The organism is Serratia sp. TSA_130.1 (assembly GCF_052691795.1).
Genome location: NZ_JBQZFS010000001.1, coordinates 706,290 through 729,909, shown reverse-complemented (window position 1 = coordinate 729,909; position 23,620 = coordinate 706,290). Strand labels below are relative to the sequence as shown.

20 protein-coding genes are annotated in these 23,620 nt (G+C 57.6%); 14 read left to right on the top strand and 6 right to left on the bottom strand.

Features of this window, described 5'->3' with window-relative positions:
- Positions 1–154: 154 nt before the first annotated feature.
- From pcaH to ACUTQY_RS03370, 3 genes are read left to right on the top strand one after another with little or no spacing between them, the layout of a single operon-like run.
- The gene (gene pcaH, locus ACUTQY_RS03380) at positions 155–892 is read left to right on the top strand and encodes a protocatechuate 3,4-dioxygenase subunit beta (protein ID WP_046687394.1); all 738 of its coding nucleotides are present in this window, start codon (positions 155–157) and stop codon (positions 890–892) included.
- Complete coding sequence (gene pcaG, locus ACUTQY_RS03375) at positions 892–1,512, top strand: protocatechuate 3,4-dioxygenase subunit alpha (RefSeq protein ID WP_016927159.1); 621 nt, start codon at positions 892–894, stop codon at positions 1,510–1,512. The genes pcaH and pcaG overlap by 1 nt, the downstream gene beginning before the upstream one ends.
- Positions 1,513–1,571: 59 nt before the next feature.
- Positions 1,572–2,504: a LysR substrate-binding domain-containing protein gene (locus tag ACUTQY_RS03370; RefSeq protein WP_046687393.1), complete on the top strand. Its 933-nt coding sequence runs from the start codon at positions 1,572–1,574 to the stop codon at positions 2,502–2,504.
- A 9-nt stretch (positions 2,505–2,513) separates the two neighbouring features.
- On the opposite strand, the gene pcaDC is transcribed toward ACUTQY_RS03370, so the two are convergent.
- From pcaDC to ACUTQY_RS03345, 5 genes are read right to left on the bottom strand one after another with little or no spacing between them, the layout of a single operon-like run.
- The gene (gene pcaDC / locus ACUTQY_RS03365; protein ID WP_046688510.1) at positions 2,514–3,668 is read right to left on the bottom strand and encodes a bifunctional 3-oxoadipate enol-lactonase/4-carboxymuconolactone decarboxylase PcaDC; all 1,155 of its coding nucleotides are present in this window, start codon (positions 3,666–3,668) and stop codon (positions 2,514–2,516) included.
- Complete coding sequence (locus ACUTQY_RS03360) at positions 3,659–5,008, bottom strand: 3-carboxy-cis,cis-muconate cycloisomerase (protein WP_033651812.1); 1,350 nt, start codon at positions 5,006–5,008, stop codon at positions 3,659–3,661. Before ACUTQY_RS03360 ends, pcaDC begins: the two co-directional genes overlap by 10 nt.
- A 3-nt stretch (positions 5,009–5,011) precedes the next feature.
- On the bottom strand, positions 5,012–6,214 hold the full coding sequence (gene pcaF / locus ACUTQY_RS03355) for a 3-oxoadipyl-CoA thiolase (protein WP_046687391.1): 1,203 nt from the start codon (positions 6,212–6,214) through the stop codon (positions 5,012–5,014).
- 10 nt (positions 6,215–6,224) lie between these two features.
- Positions 6,225–6,878, bottom strand: a complete 654-nt coding sequence (locus ACUTQY_RS03350) for a 3-oxoacid CoA-transferase subunit B (RefSeq protein ID WP_046687390.1) — start codon at positions 6,876–6,878, stop codon at positions 6,225–6,227.
- Positions 6,879–6,889: 11 nt separating this feature from the next.
- Entirely contained in the window at positions 6,890–7,579 is a 690-nt protein-coding gene (locus ACUTQY_RS03345) for a 3-oxoacid CoA-transferase subunit A (protein ID WP_033651809.1), read from the bottom strand.
- Positions 7,580–7,768: 189 nt separating this feature from the next.
- Here ACUTQY_RS03345 and ACUTQY_RS03340 point away from each other — a divergent pair, with 189 nt between their 5' ends.
- Together ACUTQY_RS03340 and ACUTQY_RS03335 are read left to right on the top strand one after the other, a co-directional pair.
- A complete protein-coding gene (locus ACUTQY_RS03340; protein ID WP_033643667.1) occupies positions 7,769–8,581 on the top strand; it encodes an IclR family transcriptional regulator domain-containing protein in 813 nt (270 codons plus the stop codon).
- A 126-nt stretch (positions 8,582–8,707) separates the two neighbouring features.
- On the top strand, positions 8,708–9,340 hold the full coding sequence (locus ACUTQY_RS03335; protein ID WP_033643666.1) for a helix-turn-helix domain-containing protein: 633 nt from the start codon (positions 8,708–8,710) through the stop codon (positions 9,338–9,340).
- 65 nt (positions 9,341–9,405) lie between these two features.
- Here ACUTQY_RS03335 and ACUTQY_RS03330 read toward each other — a convergent pair whose 3' ends face one another.
- On the bottom strand, positions 9,406–9,840 hold the full coding sequence (locus tag ACUTQY_RS03330) for a DoxX family protein (RefSeq protein WP_033643665.1): 435 nt from the start codon (positions 9,838–9,840) through the stop codon (positions 9,406–9,408).
- Between the two features lie 1,612 nt (positions 9,841–11,452).
- On the opposite strand from ACUTQY_RS03330, the gene ACUTQY_RS03325 reads away from it, so the two are divergent.
- From ACUTQY_RS03325 to vgrG, 9 genes are all read left to right on the top strand, one after another.
- Positions 11,453–12,418: a type VI secretion system protein TssA gene (locus ACUTQY_RS03325; RefSeq protein ID WP_033643664.1), complete on the top strand. Its 966-nt coding sequence runs from the start codon at positions 11,453–11,455 to the stop codon at positions 12,416–12,418.
- A gap of 24 nt (positions 12,419–12,442) precedes the next feature.
- The gene (tssB, locus tag ACUTQY_RS03320; RefSeq protein ID WP_033643663.1) at positions 12,443–13,000 is read left to right on the top strand and encodes a type VI secretion system contractile sheath small subunit; all 558 of its coding nucleotides are present in this window, start codon (positions 12,443–12,445) and stop codon (positions 12,998–13,000) included.
- Complete coding sequence (gene tssC / locus ACUTQY_RS03315) at positions 12,997–14,523, top strand: type VI secretion system contractile sheath large subunit (RefSeq protein ID WP_033643662.1); 1,527 nt, start codon at positions 12,997–12,999, stop codon at positions 14,521–14,523. The genes tssB and tssC overlap by 4 nt, the downstream gene beginning before the upstream one ends.
- A gap of 231 nt (positions 14,524–14,754) precedes the next feature.
- The gene (locus ACUTQY_RS03310; RefSeq protein ID WP_004935369.1) at positions 14,755–15,279 is read left to right on the top strand and encodes an Hcp family type VI secretion system effector; all 525 of its coding nucleotides are present in this window, start codon (positions 14,755–14,757) and stop codon (positions 15,277–15,279) included.
- Between the two features lie 81 nt (positions 15,280–15,360).
- Positions 15,361–15,807, top strand: a complete 447-nt coding sequence (locus tag ACUTQY_RS03305; RefSeq protein WP_015378391.1) for a type VI secretion system baseplate subunit TssE — start codon at positions 15,361–15,363, stop codon at positions 15,805–15,807.
- 11 nt (positions 15,808–15,818) lie between these two features.
- Entirely contained in the window at positions 15,819–17,660 is a 1,842-nt protein-coding gene (gene tssF / locus ACUTQY_RS03300) for a type VI secretion system baseplate subunit TssF (RefSeq protein WP_033643661.1), read from the top strand.
- On the top strand, positions 17,653–18,681 hold the full coding sequence (gene tssG / locus ACUTQY_RS03295; protein ID WP_046687388.1) for a type VI secretion system baseplate subunit TssG: 1,029 nt from the start codon (positions 17,653–17,655) through the stop codon (positions 18,679–18,681). The genes tssF and tssG overlap by 8 nt, the downstream gene beginning before the upstream one ends.
- Before the next feature lie 16 nt (positions 18,682–18,697).
- Complete coding sequence (tssH, locus tag ACUTQY_RS03290) at positions 18,698–21,283, top strand: type VI secretion system ATPase TssH (protein WP_033643660.1); 2,586 nt, start codon at positions 18,698–18,700, stop codon at positions 21,281–21,283.
- A gap of 64 nt (positions 21,284–21,347) precedes the next feature.
- Positions 21,348–23,609: a type VI secretion system tip protein VgrG gene (gene vgrG, locus ACUTQY_RS03285; protein WP_342188161.1), complete on the top strand. Its 2,262-nt coding sequence runs from the start codon at positions 21,348–21,350 to the stop codon at positions 23,607–23,609.
- The last annotated feature ends 11 nt before the right edge of the window (positions 23,610–23,620 follow it).

Here is a 23,620-nt window from a genome sequence, read left to right as displayed (position 1 = left end):
TGAATCATGTTATGGACCAAATGAAATGTTTCGTCAATTCAGAACATTCCATTACTTTTGGTTATATAAAGCGATCGGTTTTCTCACTTTACTTTTACATATTGCGCTTCCTACACTCTGTCGACATGTACCCTCAAATAATAAGGATACCGGGATGAAAAGTGATTGGATGGCGCGAGAACTGGTGCATCGCGATTACAGTCATCACCCGCCGGCGCTGGCGCCGCTGTATAAAACCAGCGTGCTGCGGTCGCCGCGCAATGCATTAATTTCATTGCAAAACTCGCTGTCTGAACTGACCGCCCCCGTCTTCACGCCAACGGATATCGGCCCGCTGGATCACGATCTGATTCTGAATTACGCCAAAGACGGCTTACCGCTCGGCGAGCGGATCATCGTGCATGGATTTGTGCGGGATGCCTTCGGGGCGCCGGTGCGCAACGCCCTGGTCGAGGTATGGCAGGCCAATGCGGGAGGGCGCTATCGCCACAAGAAAGATCAGTATCTGGCGCCTATCGATCCCAACTTTGGCGGCTGCGGCAGGATGCTGACCGACGACAACGGGTATTACTGTTTTCGTACGATCAAGCCGGGCCCGTATCCCTGGCGCAATCAGGTCAGCGACTGGCGTCCGGCGCATATTCACTTCTCGCTCTCCGGCGAGGCGTTCGCGCAGCGCTTGATCACGCAGATGTATTTCGAAGGCGATCCGTTGCTCGTTCGCTGCCCCATCTTGCAGTCGGTAGGCAGTGACGATGCGATGCGCACGCTGATTGCCGAGCTGGATATGCACGCCGCCGTGCCGCTGGACAGCCTTGCTTACCGCTTCGATCTGGTGCTGCGGGGCCATCGAGCCACGTGGTTTGAGAACCGTACACAGGGAGCCGCGTGATGAAAAAGTATTTGTCTGAAACGGCCTCGCAAACCGCCGGGCCTTATGTGCACATCGGTTTGGCGCCGCATGCCGCCGGCTTTGATATTTTCGAGCGTAATTTCACCCATGTGTTGACGCAACCGGAGACGCGCGGGGAGCGCATCGTGGTGGAAGGGCATGTCTATGACGGCTCCGGCACGCCGGTTCGAGACGCGCTGGTCGAAGTCTGGCAGGCCAATGCCGCCGGGCGATATCAGCACCCCGCCGACGGCCAGTTGGATAAACCCGACGATCCGGCGTTTCGCGGCTGGGGGCGAACCTGTTCGGATTTCACCAGCGGCCTGTGGCAATTCGAGACGATTAAACCGGGGCGCGTGACGGGGCGCGACGGCCGGTTGATGGCGCCCCATCTCAATCTGTGGATAGTGGCCCGCGGCATCAACATCGGGTTGAACACGCGTCTCTACTTTGCCGACGAACAGGCGGCCAATGCCGAAGATCCGGTGTTGAATCTCATCGAGTGGGAAAAACGGCGCAGCACGTTATTGGCGCAAAGGCGGCAGCGCGGGGATCAGACGGTGTACCATTTCGACATCTGGTTACAGGGCGAGAACGAAACCGTTTTTTTTGATATTTGATCCTCTGTTCGCCCTGACAATGAGCTTGCCGCGCCGGCGGCAAGTTAATACTATAAATCATGAACATGACTTCTCGCTTTAGCCAACGCATCCGCCTTCGTCATCTGCACGCCTTTGTCGCTACCGCGCAACAGGGGACGTTGGTGCGCGCCGCACAGCAATTGGGCATCACGCAGCCCGCGCTCTCTAAAACGCTCAACGAACTGGAAAGCCTGGCCGGCGAGCGCCTTTTTTCGCGCAATCGGCAGGGGGCGGAACTGACCGCCGCCGGGGCGCGTTTCCTGCAGGATGCCAGCCGCGTTTTGGATGCGCTGAATGTGTTGGGGCGCACGCTTGCCTCGGACAGCGAGGCGCTGCCGGCGCCGCTGCATATCGGCGCGCTGCCCACCACGCTGGTGAGCCTGGTCGCGCCGGTCGTGGTGGGGTTGCAGCAGCAATCCCCCGGCTGGCGCATGCAGGTTACGACGCTGGCCAACGATGCGCTGATGATGGCGGTGAGATCGGGGCAATTAACGTTAGGCATCGGGCGCATGTCAGACCCTTCCCGCATGGAAGGGCTCAACTTCGAGCTGCTGTATCATGAAACGCTGCGGCTGGTGGTTGCGCCTCATCATCCGCTGTTGCATTCGGATGTCTCGCTGGCGGAGGCGTTGAGCTGGCCATTGGTGCTCTCCCCGCGGGGTACGGTGCCGCGTCAGAATGCGGAGGCGCTCATTGTCAGCCACGGGCTGGCGGTGCCGGAAGGGTGCGTCGAGACGTTGTCGGTTACGCTGGCGCGCTGCCTGACGCTACAGTATGGCTATGTGTGGCTGGTGCCTTACGGCGCGGTGCGTGATGACTTGTTCAGCAATCACCTGCGTGCGCTGCCGTTGCCTACCCAGGGCATGGCCGAGCCGCTGGGCATCATTACCCGGCAAGAGGCGCTCTCGTCCCCTGAGCAGCAGCGCCTGATTGCTGCGCTGCGCCAAAGGGTGCTGGATGTGCCGGTATAACCGCGTCTTCTAGTCGTCCGATCGCCGCCCGGCGTCGTATTCGGCAAAGACGGACTGCGCCAGATGAAAAGCGGCGTTCGAGGCGGGTAAGCCGCAGTAAAGCGCCGCATGCATCAGAACTTCTTTGATCTCTTCACGCGTGACGCCGTTATTGAAGGCGGCCCGGATATGCATTTTCAGCTCAGCTTCGCGATTCAAGGCGATCAGCATCGCGATGGTGATCAGGCTGCGGGTATGGCGCGACAAGCCCGGACGCGTCCATATTTCTCCCCAGGCGTAGCGAGTGATGAAATGCTGAAACTCCTCGTTGAGCGGCGACAGCGCCGCGAGGGTATTATCGACATGCTCATCGCCCAACACCGCTCTGCGCACCGTCAGGCCTTGCTGATAACGTTGCCGCTGCGTGAGCTGCTCATCCAAAAAGGCCCGGAACGCGCGGTTAAATGCCCGCCAGGCTTCGATGCTGGACAGGTGGGCGGCGGGCAGGATGACGCATTGCGCGTCGGGAATGCCTGCCGCCAAGGCTTTTGCATCGTCGACGGTCGTTACCGCATCCTCATGTCCGGCGATAACCAGCGTCGGAACGCGGATGCCTGCCAGCTCGGCGCGTAAATCGGCGGTCGCCAGCGCGTCGCAGCAAGCGGCATAGCCCTCGGGATCGCAGGCGGTGAGCTGTTGCACGACGGTTTGCACCTTGACGGGGGCGGATTGGCAAAATGCCGGGGTGAACCAGCGCGCTGCCGCGCCATCGCTGACGGCGGACATGCCGCACTGGCGCACCCGCGCGGCGCGTTCTCGCCAATGCTCCGTCACCCCGATTTTCGCGGCGCTATTGGCGATCGTCAGCGTCAGCAAGCGATCGGCATGAAAGCGCGCCAGCCATAACCCCGTCAGCCCCCCCATGGAGATGCCGCAGAAATGAACCCGATCAATCGCCAGAGTGTCCAGCAGGGACAGCACCTGTTCACCCAGTCGCGCCAGCGAGCCGGGCCGTTCATCGGGCGCAGAGTCGCCGTGGCCGGCAACGTCGTAGCGCAGAATGCGATAGTGGGCGATGAACGCGTCGCGCTGCGGCTGCCACATTGCCAATGAGGTGCCCAGCGAGTTGCCAAACAGAATAACCGGGGCGTTTTCAGGCCCTTCAAGGACATAATTCAACATGATTGCTCCCTCTCGGCCATCGCCAGGACTTGTTGAATGAAACGCTGCGTGCTGCCGGTGGCATTGGCCGGATCGAGCAAGGTTTCCAGGGTTTCCCGGCTGAGTCGGGAAGAGACTTCCGCATCGGCGCACAGAAGGGTTAACAGGGGTTGCTGGGTGGCCAGGGCTTGCCGGCAGCACCGTTCTATATGATGGTGAGCCTGTTGACGGCCGAGGGTGGGGGCTAAGGCCAGGGTAACCGATTCAGCCATGATCAGCCCCTGCGTCAGCGCCAGATTGCGCCTCATCGCCGCTTCATGCACCTCCAGACCGTTAATGAGATCCAGGCTTTGCGCCAATGCCGCCCCGCTCAGCACCAGGAGCTGCGGCAGGCTTTGCCACTCGGCCTGCCAGCCGCCCAGCGCGCGTTCGTGCTCCTGCACCAGGCCAGCATACAATCCCGACATCAATGCAGGCAGACGGTTGGCCGCGCTGAGGATGGCGGCGCAGAGTACCGGATTGCGCTTATGCGGCATCGTGGAAGAGCCGCCGCGTCCGGGGGCCGACGGCTCGCTGATTTCAGCGACTTCGGTCTGCATCAACAAAGACATGTCGCGCGCCAGCTTGCCGAGCGAGCCCGTCAGGCCGGCATACCAACTCGCCAGCTCCAACAACCGATCGCGTTGGGTATGCCACGGCGTGGCGCTGCGCGGCAGGGCCAGCGCTTGCGCCAGCGCCCGCTCAACGCGCTCACCCTGTTCGCCGAGCGAGGCGAGCGTGCCGGCCGCGCCGCCGAATTGCAACGCGAGCACGCGTGGCCGCATTTCAGCCAGACGAGCCCGATAGCGCAGCAAGGCGTCCAGCGTGCCGGCCAGCTTCAGCCCTAGCGTCGTTGGCAAAGCGTGTTGCAGCCAGGTGCGGCCCACCATTAACGTTGCGCTATGGCGTCGGCATTGCGCCGTCAGCGCCGCAATCAGCTGATTGAGCAGCGCGTCGGTTTTATCGAGCGCGCTGCGCAGTTGCAGCATCAGCCCGCTGTCAATCGCATCCTGACTGGTCGCCCCCCAGTGAACGAAACGCGCCGCTTCCGGTGAGGTTTGCGCCACCAACGCCGTCAATTGTTTTACGAGGGGAATGGCTAAATTGCCCGCCAATCCGGCGGACTGCGTCAGCGCGGCGGCGTCGAGCTTTTCCGCCTGGCAGTGGCTGCGTATGATCCGCGCGGACGCGTCATCGATAATCCCTGCAGACGCCAGGGCCTGCGCCAGACCGGCTTCGAAATCAAGCATGCCCTGCAGCAGCGCCGTGTCGCTGAAGCAGGGCGTTAATGGCGAAGCCATAAACATTGCGCTATAGAGAGACATTCGTTATATCCGTTCCAGAATCAAGGCGACACCTTGCCCGACACCGACGCACATGGTGCACAGGGCAAAACGCCCGCCGGTGCGCCGCAGTTGATAAGCGGCGGTCATGGCCAACCTGCCGCCGGATGCCCCCAGGGGATGCCCCAGCGCGATAGCGCCGCCGTTAGGGTTGACCTGTTCCGCGTCATCCGGCAGTCCCAGGGCGCGCGTCACGGCCAGCGCCTGGGCGGCAAAGGCTTCATTCAACTCGATGACGTCCATTTGCGCCAGGCTCAAACCGGTTTGCGCCAGCACTTTGCGGACTGCGGGAACCGGCCCGTAACCCATGATGCGCGGCTCTACGCCGCAGGCGGACATGCCGACCACACGCGCCAGCGGGGCGAGTCCATACTGCACCGCCGCGCGTTCGCTGGCAATGAGCAGGGCGCTGGCCCCGTCGTTGATGCCCGAGGCGTTGCCGGCGGTGACGCTCCCCTCAGGGCGCACGACGCCTCTCAGGGCGGACAGCGCGGCCAAAGAGGTGCTGCGGGGATGTTCGTCGCGAACCAGGCTGAGCGGCTCGCCTTTGCGTTGCGGAATGCTGACGGCGATCAGTTCCTCATCAAACAGGCCCAGCTCCTGAGCGCGGGCGGTGCGCTGTTGGCTGCGCAATGCAAAGGCGTCTTGATCGGCGCGGCTGACGGCGAAATCGCGAGCCACATTTTCGGCGGTTTCAGGCATGGTTTCGACACCGAACTGCGCGCGCATTTGCGGGTTGATAAAGCGCCATCCCATCGTCGTATCTTCCATTTTCAGCGATCGGCTGAAGGCGCTGTCCGCTTTGCCGGTGACAAAGGGCGCGCGCGACATGCTTTCCACGCCGCCCGCGATGATGACCTCCGCTTCGCCGCATTTAATGGCGCGCGCCGCCATGCCTACCGCGTCCAATCCCGAACCGCACAGGCGATTGAGGGTGGTGCCCGGCACGGTGTGGGGCAATCCGGCCAACAGCAGCGCCATTCGCGCCACGTTGCGGTTGTCTTCACCGGCCTGGTTGGCGCACCCCAGAATAACGTCATCAATGGCGTGGGGATCCAACTGCGGCAGTCGGGCAAGCAGCGCCTTCAGGGGCAGAGCGGCCAAATCGTCGGCGCGCAGCGCGGATAATGCGCCGCCGTAACGGCCGAATGGCGTACGAACGGCATCGCAGATAAAAGCCTGTTGCATGGCGATTTCCTCAAGCGGGGATCAAGTCAGATTGCAGTAAACGTATCGGGGTTAACGCTTGCAGCGCGTCAAAGGTGAGCCCCGGACACAGCTCCAGCACCTGCGGGCCGTCCGGGGTGATATCAATGATTGCCATATCCGAATAAATGCGGCTGACGCAGGCCAATCCGGTCAGCGGGTAGCTGCACTGTTCCACCAGCTTGCATTCGCCGGTCTTGGTCAGATAGTCCATCATCACATAGACTTTGCGCGCGCCGATGGCCAGATCCATGGCGCCGCCCACCGCCGGGATCGCGTCTTCGGCGCCGGTGCTCCAGTTGGCCAGATCGCCGGCAGCCGAGACCTGATACGCCCCCATCACGCAGATATCGAGGTGGCCGCCGCGCATCATGGTAAAAGAGTCGGCGTGATGGAAATAACTGCCGCCGGGCAGCAAGGTCACCCGTTCTTTACCGGCGTTGATGAGTTCCGGATCTTCTTCGCCCGGCGCGGGTGACGGCCCCATGCCGAGCAGGCCGTTTTCGCTGTGCAGAATCACCTCTTTGTCGGCGGGCAGGTAGTTAGCGATGCGGGTCGGCAGCCCAATCCCGAGGTTGACGTAGGCGCCTTCCGGAATATCGCGCGCTACCCGTTGGGCTAATTGGTCGCGGGTTAATTTTTGCATGTTATGACTCCTCAGGCAGAGAGGGAAAAGGTTGCGGGGTGCGCCACCGCCACCAGGCGCTGGACGAAGATGCCCGGCGTTATCACGTTTTCCGGATCCAGTGCGCCAAGCGGCACCAATTCAGCGACCTGCGCTATCGTCGTGGCGGCGGCCATCGCCATCACCGGGCCAAAATTACGCGCCGCTTTGCGGTAAACCAGATTGCCCCAGCGGTCACCCCGATGGGCCTTTATCAAGGCGAAATCCGCCTTTAAGGGCGTTTCAAATACGTAATGCCGTCCGTCGATTTCACGCGTTTCTTTGCCTTGCGCCAGCGGCGTGCCAAAGGCGGTTGGGGTGAAAATGCCGCCCAACCCGCTGCCGGCGGCCTGCATGCGGGCGGCAAGGTTGCCCTGAGGCACCAGTTCCAGTTCGATCGCGCCGCGGCGATAAAGGTCGTCAAAGACCCACGAATCGGCCTGGCGCGGGAAGGAACAAATCATCTTTCGCACACAGCCGGTCTTGAGCAGCGCCGCGAGGCCGCTGTCGCCGTTGCCGGCGTTATTGCTGATTACCGTCAGCTCGCGGGCACCGTGTTCAATCAGCGCATCGATCAGTTCCAGCGGCTGTCCCGCGGGGCCAAAGCCGCCAATCATGATGCTCGCGCCGTCCGGAATGATGGACACGGCGTCTTCCAGGGTGGCCACACTTTTATCGATCATCTGTTGTTCCTTTCATTCGGCGCCCGCCGGGGGAGTGTTTATCGTCAATGGGAAAAGTAGATCGTCCCTTTCAGGCAAACAATACCGATTATCGAAAAAGTGTGCGATTATCGGCTATTCTTTGAGAGGCATTCGCAGGTTGTGATCGTCGGCACACCGATATTTCAGGCAGACAGCGGGGTAACGAGAATGGAAAAAGAACAGGAAATTACGCGCAGCAGCACCGATCCCTGGAAGGGGGATCCCGACTTTATGGCCTCTTTGGCGCGAGGATTGGAGGTCCTGCAGGCTTTTACGCCGCAGCGGCGGCTGATGTCGGTGTCGCAGATTAGCCAGCGTACCGGCATTCCGCGCGCGGCGGTGCGCCGCTGCCTTTACACCCTGAGTAAGCTGGGCTTTGTGTACGCGGAAGACGGCAAGAATTATGAGTTGCGCCCGCGCGTCTTGTCGCTGGGTCACAACTGGCTGGGGGCTTCGCCGTTGGCCAACGCCGCGCAGCCGGTGTTGAGGCAACTCAGCCAGACGCTCAATGAGTCCTGTTCCATGGCCATATTGGACGGCGATGACATTCTTTATATCGCCCGCGCATCAACTTCGCGGATCATGACCATCGATTTGCACGTCGGCAGTCGCTTACCCGCCAGCACGACGTCGATGGGGCGGGTGCTGCTCAGCGGGCTCGCCAGTGAGACGTTGAATGACTATTTGGCGCGATTGACTCAACTGCGTTACACCAGCCATACCCTGGTGAGCGTCAGCGCATTGCGGGAAGAGCTGGCGCGCGTGCGTCAGCAGGGATATGCCATCAACGATCAGGAACTGGAGATTGGTCTGCGTTCACTGGCGGTGCCGCTCACCACGCCGGACGGCCGCATCGCCGCGGCGTTGAACGTCGGCGTGCATGCCGGTCAGGTTTCCGCAGAGCGTTTGCACCAGCACCACCTGCCTTTGTTGCGCTCGGCCGCCGAAGAGATATCGCTGTTGTTGCACGACTCACCTTGAGCGAGCGCGCAGGGGGCGTATGCGCCCGATTTTTCCGCATCTTGCGGCGCGATGCGGTGTTGTATTGTGGGCCGCGGGTAAGGTAATTTGCTGAGGGCATGATGACTGACGCGGGGGCCAACGGACATGAACGAAAGAATCGACTACCACATCGAGAAATACCATTTCGCGCCGCTGGATGAAGCCCCGCGGCTTGCGCGCCAGTGGAGCGAGGTGTTGAACGAGTGTCGCCAGACGCAGGCGGGCGCGGAAGAGCGCCTGCGCATTGCGTTGCTCAACGTGGACTATGTGACCAGTTTCGAATTGCCGTTTCGCTTATTGCTGGTGCGGGCGCCGCAGCTGATTGCCGGCCTGCGTGATGAGCTGTCGATCAGTCAAAAAAATGTGGTGTTCAACGGCAAGCGCTTTGGCTGCGTTTACAGCCTGAAGAGCGATTTAAGCGACGTGCCCGAGGCCTTCCAATACGGTCTGTCGACCCGCATTCACCGAACATCGGCGTCGGGCGTGGACGCGCTGCCTTACCGGGAAATCGCCAAGGCGCTCAAGGCGCCGCGTGAGCGGCTTAAGCTGGCGCTGGAGCAGGGGCTGCGCGTCACGGCGCTGGACGGACTGTTCTGGTTCGGCATACAGCGCATCGCCGCCGAAGTGCGCAGGCTAAGAAAAACCGGCATGACGATCGTGACGGCGGAAACGGAGATTTTCGACACCCTGACCGGCACGACGCGCAAGGTACCGGTTTACCGGCTGGCCGACCGTTAATGGCCGTTATAGATAAAGAGGAGGCTCAGACCAGGAACCTCCTTATTGATAGTTGATAGCGTGGTTTATCGATAGGCTTCATTGCGCGCGATGGCATACTTCCCGCTGCCCAGCAGCAGTATGGCGACCCCACCCATAAAGAACACCAGTTCGTTTTCAATGCCCCAGGCGCCGACGTCGGTGACGGTGAAGACCTTGCCGGTGCCCACCATCAAAAACGCCACCACCAGCGTGAGGGCGTAAACCCCTGCGGCGGGGCGGGTGAACAGCCCCAAAACGATCAGTATCGGCGCCAGGATCTCCCCAACATATACGCCATAGGCGATGAAGGCGGGCAGCCCTTGTTGTTGTAACGCATCGGCGATCCAGCCGACGCCATGCTGAACTTTCGCGACGCCGTGAAACAGCATCAGCCCGCCGAAGGTTAGCCTGAGCGCCAATTTGCCTGCGTCCGGGTGGTCAAAAAAGCGAGTGAATGCCGCATTGAGTGACTTAACCATGGCTTTTTCTCCTGAATAGGAATGATTTTCAATCAATATATCAGTCGGATGAATGCGAAAGCTGTTCTGGATCAGGAAAACGGCGGGCTTGGCGCTAAATCGCCGGACGAGGCCAGCGATGCTGCCTGATTTTTAGGCGGAATAACCTGTGCGCACGGGCCGAACCGGGGATGAGAAAAGTCATCGGCAGGGTTGGCCCGCCGCGTAGCCCATCTCTTTTCTGTATGTGTTGGCTACCTGATTTGCGTTTTCATCAATGATTGTCAAAGGACAGGCAACGTAAAGATTCATAAGGTTTTTTTGCAGCAATGAAAAGGTGCGCGTTTTCGCTTTAATAACCCAATAGAGTTACCTTTATTTTTATTTTGAACCGCTAAATCATTAACGCTTTTTTTCGGCCTTTTTATTGGGAATTATCTTGCTTATTTTGCCTTGCGAAAGTTGATCCTGTGGGACGCACGGCCAGTGGCGGGTTTTATTTTTATAGATTTTCTTATTTTTTGATGACAATTCAATGCCGAAGAGAATGAGTGAGATTGACTGAGGGGGTTATGAGTGGGTGTAAATTTCCATGAACTATTTTTCCTGGCGTAAAAGTAATCGATTCAGCGCTGTTTTAAGTTATTGAATTGTTTGTTTTATGTATATTGATTTGTTATTTTTTTATTAAAAAAATAATATTTTTTCTTGATATTGGGTTTGCCTTTGCTAGTATCAAATTAGTGGTCTTATCAGTTAGGGAAACATTTCTTGTATATGGAACAGATCGCTGGTCTTAACACGGTTACTGTCGTTGCAGCGCTTACGTGGTTATTTCGCGGTTATAGTAAATGATATCTCTAATGCCACTTTAGTCTGCGAGACCCTTTACTGCAGTGGTGCTTTTGCCGCGGTAAGCCGTATGAGAACACACATGAAGGGGAATTGAATCTTAAATTATTCTGATCATTACCCTGAGTTAACTATAAAAGAACGATACTTTATCCACCAGGCTGTTTGTGTACCAATAGGTATTCGGTGCACCACGGCGGAATGTTAATCTGTGCTTTAGCTTTAAAATTAATAATCAAAACTCTCGCCAAATTGTTTATTTTCACACCAGGTTTCGCATGTGTAAGTACTGAGTGCTGGAAATGAAAGTCACACTGCCATCGTCTTCTATTGATCATTGCGTGCTACCCGCTTGCAAGAAACGACTGGCTGTCATGGTTTTATGAAAAAATTTCACTATTTACTGTAGTTATCATTTGCTAATTAAATTATTTGTATCCAGTGGTATTACTGGAATTATCCTACCAAGGATGAAACGTTGTTTTTAGGGCAGTTTTTGATTTTTTTCCTATTCTTAGCTTGCATAATTATCGTTTGCAATTTATTGATTTTAAAAGGAAAAAATAAATATGTAAATGTAAAATAGTTTAAACCGATCACTGCGATTCTATTGATAGGTTCAATCTATTATTATTGTTGTTAATATTAATACATCTAAACAATTTGCGAGCTTGGTGACGACTAACTTACGCTAAAAGGACTCTGGGAAAGACTGGCGAACGTAAAAGCCCGCTTTATTAGGCTTTATGTTTCTAGTGCTGATTGAAAAGGATATCAGGCCATGAATGAAGTCATCTCAACGGAAGTGAATGGCGTCGAATTTGATCCACGATACAGTGAAATTGAATTCACGCTTTCGGAATATGACAGCCAAACCGATCCGCTTAATGCCGTAGACAATGCGCGTGATATCAATTGGCACGCCATTCGCGAGCAGTCTGCCGCGTTGCTGGAACAGTGCTTCGATTTACATGTCGTGCTGTGGTTTATGCGTGCCAATCTTCATATCGACGGTTTTTCGGCCTTCTACCAGGGCATTAAGGATATTGACGCCAAATATGCCGAGGAGGGCGCCACCATTTTCCCTCAGGCGGATATGGAACCCTCATCGGACAGCTTTCATGCGGCCGCATTAGGGTGGCTCGCCACATCGTCCTGTCTGCACGAAATCAAGAACAGCAAGATTTTTCCCGACACGCCGTTAACCACCGACGAGCTGCTGAATATGCGGCTTGACGAGCAGGAAGGCAAAAGCCTGCATTTTTCGGAGGTGGTAAAGGTGCTGGGGCAAGCCGACAGTTATTTTGCCGGCAGAAATCTGCCTTCGCTGAAAGAGCAATTGGCGCTGGAAATCGATGCGCTGGAGCGCGTCGAGAATTACGCCAATCTGCAGGCCGAAGATTATCGTTTGGACTGCCGGCAGGTGCGCGACTATTTGAAACAGTTCAACCGCCAGCTGGCTTCACTGGAACAGCAGGAATTGCCGGCTGAACGGGATGACGCGGAGATTGACTCGCCGGATGCTGACGCGCCTGTCGCCATGCCCGGCAAATATATCCGTTCCCGGCAGGATGTCATCTTGCTGTTGGATCAGGTTTTGGACTATTTCCAAAACTATGAGCCCAGCCATCCGGCCCCCATTCTTATTCGACGTTCACAAAAAATGATCGGTATGGACTTCGCGACGATTGTTGAGGAGCTTTTGCCGGAATCTCTGGCCTCGTTAAATCAATTGTCCGGGAAGTAATTTTTATCACAAAGGAGTTTTCCAATGGCTAAGGACTCAAGCTCTCAGAAATTTATCGGTAAAAATAACGCGCCGCGCGTGCAAATTGAATATGACGTAGAGCTTTACGGTTCACAAAAGAAAGTGGAGTTGCCCTTTGTTACGGGGGTCATGTCCGATCTCTCTGGGCATCGGAAAAAGCCTTTGCTGCCGATCGAAGAGCGGAAATTCCTGACCTTTGATCAGGACAACTTCAACGATCGTATGCGCGCCATCAAGCCTCGTCTGCAATTTTACGTAGAGAACACCCTGAGCGAAGACGATGCGTTGCTGGACGTGGAATTGGAGTTTGAATCGATGGATGACTTCACGCCTGGCGCCATCGCCAAACGGGTTCCGCAGATGCAACGCCTGCTTGAAGCCCGGGAACATCTCACGGAGCTGATCACCTATATGGATGGTAAATCCAGCGCGGAAGAAGTGGTGAAGAATCTGCTGGAGAAACCCGATTTTCTGCATCGTTTGGTGACGGATGCGCGTAAAACGGTCGCGGATGCGGAACAGGATGTGCAGGATTCCGGCAATAAAGGAGATGAGGAATGAGAGCGAGGCAACGACGCTATTCGGCTAAGCAGCAGGCTACGGCAGTCGCTGAAGTTGAAACGCAGGAAACGGAAAATGAGCTTGACGGTTTGCTCAAGCGTTCATTCCGGCCCAGAACGAACGAGGCTTCGGAAGCGGTTCGTCGGGCTATCGGCACGCTGTCCGAATATGCCAATAAAGGCAAGGTCAAGGTCAGTCAGGATGTCGTATTGACCATTGAATCGTTGATTGCCCAGATCGACGAACAGCTTTCGCAACAGATGAACAATATCTTGCACCACAAGGAGTTCCAGAAGCTGGAGTCCGCCTGGCAAGGTCTGAGTTATCTGGTCGATAACACCAACGTCAGCGAAACGCTCAAGATCCGGGTGTTGAACATCAGTCAGGATGAGCTGACGCGCAATTTGCGCCGCTATCGGGGCTCCGCCTGGGATCAAAGCCCGGTGTTCAAACAGATTTACGAACAGGAATATGGTCAGTTCGGCGGCGAGCCGTTCGGTTGCATCATCGGCGATTTTGAATTCGATCACAGCCCGATGAGCGTTACGCTGCTGACCGAGTTGGCGAAAATTTCCGCGGCGTCGCACTGTCCGTTCATTTCCGCCGCGTCGCCGTCGCTGCTGCAGATGAGCAAGTGGAACGAACTGGGCAACCCGCGGGATATCGGCAAGATTTTCACCACGCCGGAATATGCGTCCTGGCGCCGCCTGCGCGAAAGCAACGACTCGCGTTACCTGGTGTTGACGATGCCGCGTTTCCTGTCGCGTTTGCCTTATGGGGCGAAAACCAACCCGATCGAAGAGTTCGCTTTCGAGGAGTCCGTCAGGCCGGATGTGGATGATGATTTTTCCTGGGCCAACTCGGCGTATGCGATGGGCGTCAACATCAACCGCGCGTTCCATGAGTACGGCTGGTGTTCGAAGATTCGCGGCATCGAATCCGGCGGCTCGGTGGAAGAACTGCCCGCCTACGCGTTTCCATCCGATGAGGGCGGATATGAACTGACGTGCCCGACGGAAGTGGCCATTTCCGATCGGCGCGAGCAAGAGCTTTCCGACGCCGGGTTCTTGCCCCTGGTCTATCGCAAGCATTCCGATTTCGCCGCTTTTATCGGTTCTTGCACCATGCACGCGCCGGCGAAATACGAGGATCCCGACGCGACGGCCAACGCCAAGCTGTCTTCGCGCTTGCCTTATATTTTCGCCACGTGCCGATTCGCGCACTATTTGAAATGCATCGTGCGCGACAAAATCGGTTCTTTTCGGTCCAGGGACGATATGCAGCTGTGGCTGAATGACTGGCTGATGAACTACGTCGATGGCGATCCTTCCGTATCGACCGAGGCGACCAAGGCGCGTCGTCCATTAGCCGCCGCCGAGGTGCGCGTTGAGGATGTGGAAGACGATCCGGGTTATTACCGCGCGCATTTCTATTTGCGCCCGCATTACCAGTTGGAAGGCATGACCGTGTCCTTGCGACTTGTATCAAAACTTCCGTCAGCCAAAAAAGATGGGAGCAGATAAGTTACGGCTGGTCATTGGTTTGGATATTGCCGACGTTAATTATTAAATGGCGTTGGTGGGAATTGATATTTCATTGAAATTTAGTGGCGCTGTTTTTTACGCTATTGCTATTTATTAATGGCTAATGGGTTCTCATTGTCGCTATTTCAATGATCGCGTAGGCAATATAACGACTTATCTGAATAGACTTTTCAATTAACGAAGTAGACCTATCAGTCAAGGAGACAAAAAATGAGCACGAAAGCTTTAGTAGACTATTTTTTGAAAATTGAGGGTGTTGATGGTGAATCACCCGACCAAACCTACCCTGGCTGGATTCAGCTGCAAGCCTGGCAATGGGCGGAAGAAAACGCCGGCCGTTGGGGGTTCGGGAGCGGCGGCGGTTCAGGCAAAGTCGAGATGAAAGACTTTGAGTTTCGCATGGTGAGCAATAAGGCTTCGCCGAAACTGTTCCTGATGTGCGCCACCGGCGAGCATATTCCTCAGGCAAAACTTGTTTGCCGTAAATCAGGCCAGGGTCAGCAAGACTTCATTGCCGTGACCTTCAGCAACTGCCTGGTTTCTTCATTCAAGACCGTGGGTAATATGCCGCTGAATTCCACCATCGGTACTGAAATCGATACCGTGCTGCCAACCGACGTTATCAAGCTGAATTTCGCACGTATCGAAGTTGAGTACAAAGAGCAAAACAATGATGGCTCCATGGGTGCGGTAATTAAGACGGGGTATGACCTCAAGCTTAATGCCCGTATCTGATCATTGATGTCACAACACTAATTGCAGGCTGTCTGCCCGCAGCGATTGCGGGCAGACATAAGCCTTATCGCGAGGTGTTAAATGAAAGCGTCATTGCCCATGCTATTCGATAAGCTCAGCGTGAGACATCAAAGCGCCAGCGCCGATAATTGGCGGCGTGTTTTGGTGCGTGATATCGAATTTTTACTGAATGACGCATCGCGCAGCGCTGATTTGAAACTTCATGATTATGCGCACAGCGAAAGTTCGGTATTGAATTATGGCCTGCCGTCGCTGAGCCAACGCATACCGATTAATACCGATCCGTTAACGCTGGCGAGACATATACAAAGAATCATTACTTCGTTTGAGCCGCGTCTGGATCCGAAAACGATTCGTGTGGTGCCTGTAGTGAATGAACGCCAATCGTATGTGCTGGCGATTTTATTCGATATTTATGGCACCTGCTCATTACCGGGTGACGAAATGCTGGTTAATTTGCGCATCGCTCTTGATTATTCCTGTGGCGCCGTACACGTATTTGATTAATAGGGGTGACTATGTTCAGTGAGCGCTTTCTCCAATTATATAATGATGAGCTGCGTTATTTTCGCGAGGCCGGTCGTCAGTTCGCCTCTTCTCATCCCCAGGTCGCCCAGCATTTAGGCATGCATATCGACGGCGTGCTGGATCCTTTCGTTGAGCGTCTGTTGGAGGGCTCCGCGTTCCTTTGCACCCGCATCCAGGAAAAGCTGAACAATGAGCAGCCGGAATTTGCCCTGCAAATGCTCTCACGCCTAGCGCCGCTGTGGTATACGCCGGTTCCCGCGATCGCCACCGTCGCGATTAAGCCCGATCTCTCTTTTCCCCAGTGGCACAGCCAGGTTGACCTGCCGCGCGGGAGCCGCATGACCCTCAACGATATCTCGCTGAACAACAAACCCGCCACGTTCACCACGGCGCGGCATATTAAAGTGCAGCCCGTTGAGATTTCACTGGCGGAATGCGAGATTTTGCCGCCGCACCATTTGCCTGACGGCGCCGCCAGACACATGCAGGATTGCTCGGCCTACGTCAGGATATGCCTGACGACGCACGGCGTGCTTCCCGTCTCGGAGCTGGATCTCGAGCCGCTGCACCTGACGCTGGCGGAAGATACGGTGCGGGCCAATCAACTGCTGGCCGCGTTGCTTAATCGCACCTTGCGCATCGTGTTATGGGCGAAAAGCGACGACCGGCCAATCGTCAAAGTCTTGCAGCCGGACAGCTTGCGCCTGGGCGGCGTCAGCGATGAAGAAGCCTTGTTGCCCACCGTGGTGGGAGAGTTGCCCGGCAACCGGCTGATGCGCGAATACTTCGCCGCGCCAAGCCGCTTCTTCAGCCTGGAGCTGCATGGCGTGCAGGATTTTCTGCGCCAATGTGAACGCGTTCACGAGTTCGAGATCTTGTTCGCGCTGGAGCAACGCCCACTCACTCTGATCGGTCGCGTCAACGCCAGGGATTTTCATCTTTTCGCGACCCCGGTCATCAACCTGTATCGCCGCCATTGCTCGCCGGTGTTGCTGACGGATGAGCGCACGGAGCACCAACTGGTGGTCGATCGTTTGAACACCTCGCTGTATGAGATACACAGCGTAAAACAAGTGAAAGGCATGCTGCCCGACGGCAACCCGGTGATTTTCTCTTCGCTGCAGGCCGACGTGCAGTACGACTGCGAGCGGGAGCCGGCCGGTTATACGCTGCACCGTCGCCGGGAGCCGTCGCCCTCCAAGTACAACAATCCGCACCTGCCCAACGAAGATACTTTCATCGCCATCTCGCCGGGCAAAAGCGGCATCGACATCGACGACATCACGTCGCTCAGCGTCGAGGCGCTGGTATGCGAACGGCATCTGGTGCCGGCGCACCTTCAGCAGCCGCATTTCCAGCTGGAAACGGCGATGCCGATCCACCAGGTGGAGATCGTCCGCTACCCGAGCAACCCGGTCGCGGTGCCGAACATCAGCCAGGCGTGGCAGGCGATCCAGATGCTGGCCTCCAATCCTTTGCGCCATGCGCGCCCCGACGTTCAGGATTGTTCGGCGCTGTTGCGCGACTGGCTGTCGTTGTTCTGCCATCAGGATGACTCCAGCCAGCGCAAGCGCATCGCCAGCATCAAAAACGCCTGGGTGGAGCACCACTTCGAACGCAATCAGGGGCCGGGGCCGCTGGCCTGGATCCGCGGAGCCGAGATCGCCGTCAACTTAAGCGCCAACCATCATGCCGACCACGGCGCCTATCTGTTCGGCAAAATATTGCACCACGCGTTGAGCCAATACGGCGACCTGAACCAAACGTTAAGCATGAAGCTGTTGCTGGATGGGGAAACCCACGCCGACTGGGGGGCGCTCTACTATGGCTGATATGTCGTTGATGCGTGAAACGGCGCTCTCGTTGGAGCCGGCGCCGACGCCGGGGGCGCAAAGCGAAAGCGCGGGCCAGGCCGAAATCCGCGGGCTGTCCAATCGACAGGATTTTTTCGAGCTGCTGCGGCGTATCGAACGCGCGCAGCCGGATGCGCCGCGGCTCGGCGTCTCCAACGATCGCAGCCGCGAAAGGCTCTGCATTACCCAGCCGGCGGATATGGCGTTCGCTTCGCGTGAAATCGCCTCTATCGTGCAGCGCCCTAAGCAAGTGCTGATTCAGGCGCGGCATTTCGGCATGTTCGCCCCCTACGGCCCGCTGCCGATCCATGTGACCGAGCACGCGCGCACCGAAGTCATCGCCAGACGCAACCAGGCGTTCCAACAGTTCGTCGGCATCGTCAGCCAGCGCTTCGCCGTATTGCACTACCGGGCCTGGGCGCAGCTGAAGGCGATGATCGGCCATGAGCATGACGATGACAAAAACCCGTTCTTGCGCCATTTGCGCCAGACGGTGGGCGTCGATACGGCGCTGACGGTGAACCCGCATATCCAGCGCCTGCGCGAGGCGTACCCCGGCACTTATCTGCCCGGTCGCCGCTCGCTGCGGCAGCTCAACAAGATGTTGGCGGCCTATTTCGCCGTTCCCATCACGATTACGCCGCGCTACGCCAAGTGGATCGACGACGGCAAGCAAAGCGGCAGCCAAAAGCTGGGCAAGTTGGGCAGCACGCGCATCGGCAGCCGCTTTTTCGATGCCCAGTACGGCGCGCATATTCAGATCGGCCCGCTGGGGGCCCCGCAGTATCAGCAGTATCAGCGCGGCAGCCGGCGGCTGCAGGCGCTGGTGAGCATCTGTCATGACTTTACGAGCCATCAGCTGATGCTGGATGTCAGCCTGCTGATTGCCACGGAGCCGGGCATGGCGGCGCAGCTGGGCGGCAAGTCGCTGAGTAAAGACAGCTGGCTGAAACCTAAGACAGGGACGTTTAGGCAGCTGGTTTATCAATCAACAACTTAATATAAGGAAATTTAAGGTGTATCAACGAGAACGTCTTTTTTCGCGATTGGGCCACTTTGCCTATCAGTCGTTCGTCGAGGCGACCAAGCTGTGCCGAACCTTCAGGCACGAATACGTGGAGCTGGAACACTGGCTGAAAGTCCTGGTGGACAAGGAGCGCGGCGACTTGCCGATGATCCTGGCGCACTACGCCATCAACAGTCAGCGCATCAGCGATGCGTTGGATCGCATTCTTCATACCTTGCCTAACCGGACGAATGCGGTGGTGGATCTGTCGACGCAACTGGAAACGGTGGTGGAAAGAGGGCTGCTGATGAGCCAGCTCGCCGAAACGCCGTCCGGCGGGGTGCGCACCATTCATATCCTGGTCGGCATTCTGCAGGATCCCACGTTGCAGCGCAGCCTGTACCGGCTGAGCGACGAGTTCAAAAAACTGCCGATCCCGCAGCTGTTCGACGATTATCCGGCGATTCTGGCGGAGTCCGTCGAGCATGAGGAAGAGGAAGAAGAGGTCTACAGCGCCCACGGCGATGCGCCGGAGGCGTCCGAGACGGTCGATATTCTCGATAAATGGTGCGCCGATCTGACCCGCCAGGCGCGCGACGGTGAAATCGACCCGGTGATTGGCCGCGAAGCGGAGCTGCGCCAGGTGATCGACATCTTGCTGCGTCGCCGGCAGAACAACCCGATTTTGGTGGGCGAAGCCGGGGTCGGCAAAACGGCGGTGGCGGAAGCGCTGGCCTGCAAGATAGCCCAGGGGCAGGTGCCGCCGCTGCTGCAGGGCGCCCGGTTGCTGTCTTTGGATCTGGGGCGCATGCAGGCCGGGGCGAGCATGAGGGGCGAATTCGAATCGCGCCTGAAAGCGCTGATCGACGCCATCGCGCATTCGGCGGTGCCGGTGATCCTGTTTTGCGACGAGGCGCATACGCTGGTGGGCGCCGGCGGGCAGGCCGGCACCGGCGACGCCGTCAACCTGTTGAAACCGATGTTGGCCAGGGGGGCGCTGCGCATGGTGGCGGCGACGACCTGGTCGGAATACAAACAGTTCATCGAGCCGGACGCCGCGCTGACGCGCCGTTTCCAGTACGTGTTGGTTTCTGAACCCGACGAAGAGAATGCGGTGAACATGATGCGCGCCATCGCCCCGCATTTTGCGCAGCACCACAGCGTCAAGATCCGTGAGTCGGCGCTGCAGGCGGCGGTGCATTTGTCGCTGCGCCATCTGCCGTCGCGGCAACTGCCGGATAAAGCCATCAGCTTGCTGGACACCGCCTGCGCGCGGGTGGCGCTGAGCCAGCATGCGCTGCCTGAAAAAATCGAGTCGCTCGAGGCCGGGTTGGCGGTGAAGCGCACCGAAATGAACGGCCTGCAGGAGGAAAGCAAATTCGACGATCTGGCGCTCACCCGCATCACTGAATTGCAGCAGACCCTCAGCGACATGGAAGGCGAACTGGATGCGCTGCGTCAGCGGCAGGCGCAGGAGCAACAGGCGGTCACCACCTTGCTCGACGCGGAGCGGCAGTCGCCGGAGCGCTTGCCGCAGCTGGCCTCCGAGCTGGGAGCCTTGCAAGACGGCGGCCTGCCGTTGGTGTATCCGTGGGTGGACGACCGCGTCGTGGCGGAGGTGTTGTCGGATTGGACCGGCATCCCCACCGGCCGCATGCTGCAAAGCGATCTGGACAATGCGCTCAATCTCAACCAACTGCTGAGCCGCCAGATATTCGGCCAGCAGACGGCGATCGATGAAATCGCGCAGGCAGTGCGCATCTCCCGCGCCGGCATTCAGGCGCACGATCGGCCATTGGGCGTTTTCATGCTGTCCGGCCCGAGCGGCGTCGGCAAAACGGAGACCGCGTTTGCGCTGGCGGAGGCGATGTACGGCGGCGCGCATAACCTGATCGTCTTCAATATGAGCGAGTTTCAGGAATCGCATACCGTTTCCACCCTGAAAGGGGCGCCGCCGGGCTATGTCGGCTACGGCAAGGGCGGCAAGTTGACGGAGGCGGTGCGCCGCAAACCTTATTCCATCGTCTTGCTCGACGAATTTGACAAGGCGCATCCCGATATCCACGAGGCGTTTTATCAAGTCTTCGACAAGGGCGTGATGGAAGACGGTGAGGGCCGCATGATCAGCTTCCGCCAGTGTTTCATTTTAATGACGAGCAATATCGGCGCCGGCGAAATAGAAGCGACGCTGGCGGAAACGCCGGATCTGAAAACCGAAGCGCTGCGGCCGATGCTGCACGACGTGCTGGCGCGCTTCTTCCCGGCGGCGCTGTTGGCGCGCATGAACGTCATTCCCTACGTGCCGCTTTCTACCGAAGCGATAACCCATATCGCCACCAAACAGATTTCGCGTTTACAACAGCGTTTGCACAAAGAAGTGGGCGTGTCGCTGGTGCTGGAAGGCGACATTCCAGGCTGGATAGCCAAACGCATCAGCGCCCATCCTTCGCGCGGCAGAGCGGTCGAGTCGCTGCTGCAGCAGGCGATTTTGCCGCCCATCAGCAATGAAGTGCTGCAGCGCAAACGGACGGGACAGGAACTGCAGAATATCCAACTCATGGTCGAGAACGATAGTTTAAGTGTTTATTTCGACTGATTTTTAATTTGCCGCCGGCCCGCAAACGCGGGGCGGGGTTCGATATCGGATCAGAGAGGTTGTTATGCCTTTAATCGAAATTGATAACCCGGTGTTAGCCGAATTAAATGCGTTTCCACTCAGCTTCACCACCAAAGAAGGGTTGTCGAGCAACTCGCAATATACGCTCGAATTCGAATGTGAACAGGCGGACGTTGATTATGAATCTCTGCTGGGTCAAGGGATCAGCATTCAAATAGAAAGGCCGGATTTCGGCGCGCGGCCGTTTTACGCTTACGTGATCGGCGCCTCCGATTCGGGGCAGCATCAGGATAAGTTCGTCTATAAGCTGGAGCTGAGCACCTGGCTGTGGTTTTTGATGCAGAACCGCAACAGCCGCATTTTCCAGGATTTGAACGTGCTCGACATCATCGAGCAAATCTTCTCGCGCTACGGTTTTGCCGACTACCGTCTGGATATTCAAGGCACTTATCCGACGCGTGAATATTGCGTGCAGTTTTCCGAAACGGATTTCGCGTTTATCAGCCGCCTGCTTGAAGACGAAGGCATCTGGTATTACTTCGATCACGCCGAGGATAAACACACGCTGGTGATCACCGACCGGCAGAATTTCGACGATCTGGATTTCGGTTACGCCGTGTTGCCGTTCATGCCGGACAGCGAAGAAAACCGCGCCATCCGCGAAGGGATCCAGCGCATTCAGCGCTCCCGCAAAGTGCGCCCGAATGAAATCGTGCTGCGCGACTTCGACTTCCAGAACCCGCGTAAAAACCTGCAAACCAAGGTGGAAGAGAGCCGCCTCGGCCTGCAGAACACCCCGTTGGAGTGGTACGACTACGCGGCGGGTTATGTGGATACCGAACGCGGTGAAAACCTGGCGCGGCTGCGCCTTGAAGAAATGCAAAGCGACGGCCATCTGCTGTTTGGCGAGAGCAACGCCGTCGGGCTGATGGCCGGCAAGGATTTCTCCTTGATTTTGCACCCGGACGCCAACCGCAACCGCCGCTTCAAGCTGACTCGCTGCGACTATGTGTTCGTGCAAGACGGCCCGGACAGCAGCAGCGACGGCCGCAACGTCACCTGCCGTTTCAATGCGTTGAACGACGACGTGCCGTTCCGCCCGCTGCGCGAAACGCCAAAGCCGCAGATGCCGGGCATCCAGAGCGCCACCGTGGTCGGCGCGCCCAACTCCGAAGTGCATACCGACAAATTTGCGCGCATCCGCGTGCATTTCCACTGGGATCGCTACAAAACCACCGAGGAAGACAGCTCTTGTTGGATCCGCGTGGTGCAGGCCTGGGCCGGGAAAGGCTGGGGCGTGATCGCCATGCCGCGCGTCGGTCAGGAAGTGCTGGTGACCTATGTCGACGGCGATCTCGATCGTCCGATGGTGACCGGGATTGTGTATAACGGCGACAACCCGCCGCCTTATCAGTTGCCTGAATACATCAACTACTCGGGCATGGTGTCGCGTTCGCTGCGCTTCGGCAAGCCGCAGCATGCCAGCCAGTTGACCTTCGATGACAACCGCAACAACGAACGCGTCATGCTGCATGCCGAACGCGATCTGCAAACCACGGTGGAGCGCAACCAGGCCACCGAGGTGGGAATGGACAAGTTCGACATCATCCGCCGCACCTTTACCGACTGGTTCACCAACCACGTCTCTTACAAGGATTACGTCTTCAGCATTACCGGGTTTGACGCCTCGATTAAAGGCGTCAGCGCGTCGATGACCGGCGTCAGCCTCACCGCCACCGGCGTGAGCACCTCGTTTACCGGCGTCAGCACCTCGTTCACCGGCGTGAGCACGTCATTTACCGGCGTGAGCACTTCGTTCACCGGGCTGAGCACCTCGTTCACCGGGCAGAGCACCAGCTGCACCGGCGTATCAAACTCGATGACCGGCGAAAGCAACTCCTTCACCAGCATCAGCAACAGCATGACCGGCGAAAGCAACAGCTACACCACGGTCAGCACCAGCCAGACCGGCAGCAGCATCAGCTTTACCGGCGTCAGCGTCAGCACCACCGGATCGTCGACCAGCACCACCGGCTGCAGCATCAGCACCACCGGATCGTCGACCAGCACCACTGGCTGCAGCATCAGCACCACCGGCAGCAGCGTGAGCACCACCGGCAGCAGCGTCGGCACCACCGGCAGCAGCGTCAGCAGCACCGGCAGCAGCGTCAGCAATACCGGCAGCAGCGTCAGCAATACCGGCAGCAGCACCAGCACGACAGGGGTGTCGATCAGCTATACCGGCGCGTCACTGTCCGAGACCGGCGTCGATTTGAAAAAAGTCGGGATGCAAAGCAAAAACTAACGAGGCGCGGC